Source organism: Pseudomonas fluorescens, from assembly GCF_000968015.1.
Classification (GTDB): domain Bacteria; phylum Pseudomonadota; class Gammaproteobacteria; order Pseudomonadales; family Pseudomonadaceae; genus Aquipseudomonas; species Aquipseudomonas fluorescens_W.
The window spans coordinates 664-3,126 of the sequence record NZ_LACH01000079.1; the positions used below are offsets into that span (position 1 = coordinate 664).

The following is a 2,463-nucleotide window of genomic DNA, read 5'->3' on the forward strand; positions in this document are numbered from 1 at the left end:
CGAAAGTCATTGAGGGTCTTCAGGTAGCCGGAGGCGCGCACGATGAACTCGGTCTCCGCCAGCTCCAGCACCGCACCCCCGGTTTCCTGATTGGCCTTGCCGATAGCTTCGGTGACCTGCGCCTGAGTGATACCCAGGCTGGCCAGTTTGAGCGGATCGAGCTGCACCTGGTATTGCTTGACCATGCCGCCGACGGTGGCCACTTCCGCAACGCTCGGCAAAGTCTTGAGTTCGAATTTGAGAAACCAGTCCTGAAGTGCGCGCAGCTGCGCCAGATCGTGTCCACCGGTGCGATCCACCAGGGCGTACTGATAGATCCAGCCCACCCCCGTGGCGTCGGGTCCCAACGCCGGCTTGGCGCTGGCGGGCAGACGACTTTGTATCTGACTCAGGTATTCCAGCACCCGCGAGCGAGCCCAATACAAGTCGGTACCGTTTTCAAACAGCACGTAAACGAAGCTGTCGCCGAAAAAGGAATAACCGCGCACGGTTTTGGCTCCCGGCACCGAGAGCATGGTGGTGGCTAACGGATAGGTCACCTGGTTCTCAACGATCTGCGGCGCTTGTCCCGGATAAGGGGTGCGGATGATCACCTGAACATCGGAGAGGTCCGGCAGTGCATCGATGGGCGTGCTCTGAACCGACCACACTCCCCAGGCGGTGACGAACAGCGTGGCCAGCAGCACCAGGAAGCGGTTGGCCACTGACCAGCGAATCAGGGCAGCAATCATGGCTGACTCCCCGATTTTTCCAGGCGTTCAACGCGCAAACCATCGTCGGTTTGACTGACTGATGCACGAACCTTGTCGCCAGCCTTGAGTCCTTGCATCAGAGCAGGGGCAGCCAATGGGAAGGTCATGGTCATGCCCGGCATGCCCAGCGTCTTGAACGGACCATGGGCGAGGGTCACGTCTTTGCTATTGATCTCGACGATCTGCCCGTCCGCCTCATGCAGGGCGCGTGTCGCGGCAGCAGGTGGCGGCATTTCCAGCGTTCTCGCGACGATGCCCTTGAGGCTGGCCTCGGAGTCGAGCAGGAACTGTCCAGAGGAGACCACTTGCTGGCCTTCCTCCAGACCTTTCAACACCACTGTTTTGCCTTCGTTTTCCTGCCCGGGTTGCACCTCTACCGGTCGGTAGCGGCCCGCGTCTTCGACGAGCATCACCAGGACGCGTCGGCCGGTGCGAATGAGCGCCTCGCTCGGCACCCACAACATGCTTTGCTCAGTCGAACGATTCAGGCGCACCTGCGCCGTCAAACCGGGTCTGAGGCGCCCGTCAGGGTTGGGCAGTTCGACCCGCACGCGAACGGTGCGGCTGTCCACATTCGTTTCCGGCAGAATGGCGCTGACCGTGCCATTGAGCACGGTCCCCGGGAAGGCTGGCAGACGTGCTTCTACCGTTTGACCGACGACGATCGATCCAGTCTCCGACTCTGGAACGGCCACGGCCAGCCAAACGCTACTCAAACCATTGACTCGGGCCAGAGTCTCACCGGCTGCCACGGTCATACCCGCACGCACATTCAGTTCCTGTAGCACGCCGCCAATGGGGCTGGTGAGGGTCAGGTTCGGCTGGACCTTAGCGCTGCGTTCTATTTGGGTAATCAGCGCCGCTGGCATCCCCGTGAGGCGCAGTCGTTGGCGTGCTGCCGCCAACAAGTCAGCATCACCGTTACGCTTCAGTGCAAGGAATTCTTCCTGAGCAGCAGCCCATTCCGGTACCAGGATATCGGCCAATGGCGCATTGGCTTTGAGCACATCGCCTGGAGCATGGGCATACACCTGCTCCACAAAACCCGCGGTACGCGCCTGGATCACGGCGACATCCCGCTCGTTGAACGCCAGCACGCCGACCACGTCCAGGCTGGAGGCCAGGACTCCACGGGTGACGGTGGCCAGACGCAAACCGAGATTCTGGGTCAGGCTTGGGTCGATACTCATGGCCGCATTGTCCGCCGCGGAATCAGCGTATCGGGGCACCAACTCCATATCCATGAAGGGTGATTTGCCCGGCTTATCGAATTTCTGTTGCGGCTGCATCGGGTCGTACCAATACAGTACTTTGCGTTCGTCTTGCGTTTTGGGACTCTGTTCAGCGAGTGCACCAGGCATTGCGATCATGCGCTGCTGAGCGAACCAGTAACCACCGCCAAGGCCTACGGCCACCGAGAAGCCTGCCAGCAAAGCCCCTTTCCAGATTCGAGTGCTCATTGGCTGGTTTCTCCGTAAGTGAAATACAGACGGGCACTGGTCAGTGCCCGCTGTTCTTCGAAGTCAATTTGTTTGAGGCGGGCCTCGATGAGTTCCCGTCGAGCGCTGATCACGGCGTTCAGGTCACCTTTACCGGCGCGGTAGCTGGCCATGCTCAGCCCGACCTTTTCCTTGGCCAACGGCAACAGGCTGTCCTGGCTGCGGCGCACGGCACGGTTCAGGCGTTCGTATTCGGCCAGATCCGCCTCCAG

General features: G+C 60.7%; 3 protein-coding genes. All 3 read right to left on the bottom strand.

What is annotated here, in order from left to right; genetic code table 11:
* On the bottom strand, positions 1-731 hold a 731-nt coding region (locus VD17_RS32820; protein ID WP_046056874.1), incomplete at its 3' end, for an efflux RND transporter permease subunit.
* The gene (locus tag VD17_RS29250; RefSeq protein ID WP_046056875.1) at positions 728-2,212 is read right to left on the bottom strand and encodes an efflux RND transporter periplasmic adaptor subunit; all 1,485 of its coding nucleotides are present in this window, start codon (positions 2,210-2,212) and stop codon (positions 728-730) included. The genes VD17_RS29250 and VD17_RS32820, both read right to left, overlap by 4 nt.
* Positions 2,209-2,463 (bottom strand): TolC family protein (locus VD17_RS32825; protein WP_259674613.1); only part of this gene is annotated, 255 nt, incomplete at its 5' end. The genes VD17_RS29250 and VD17_RS32825, both read right to left, overlap by 4 nt.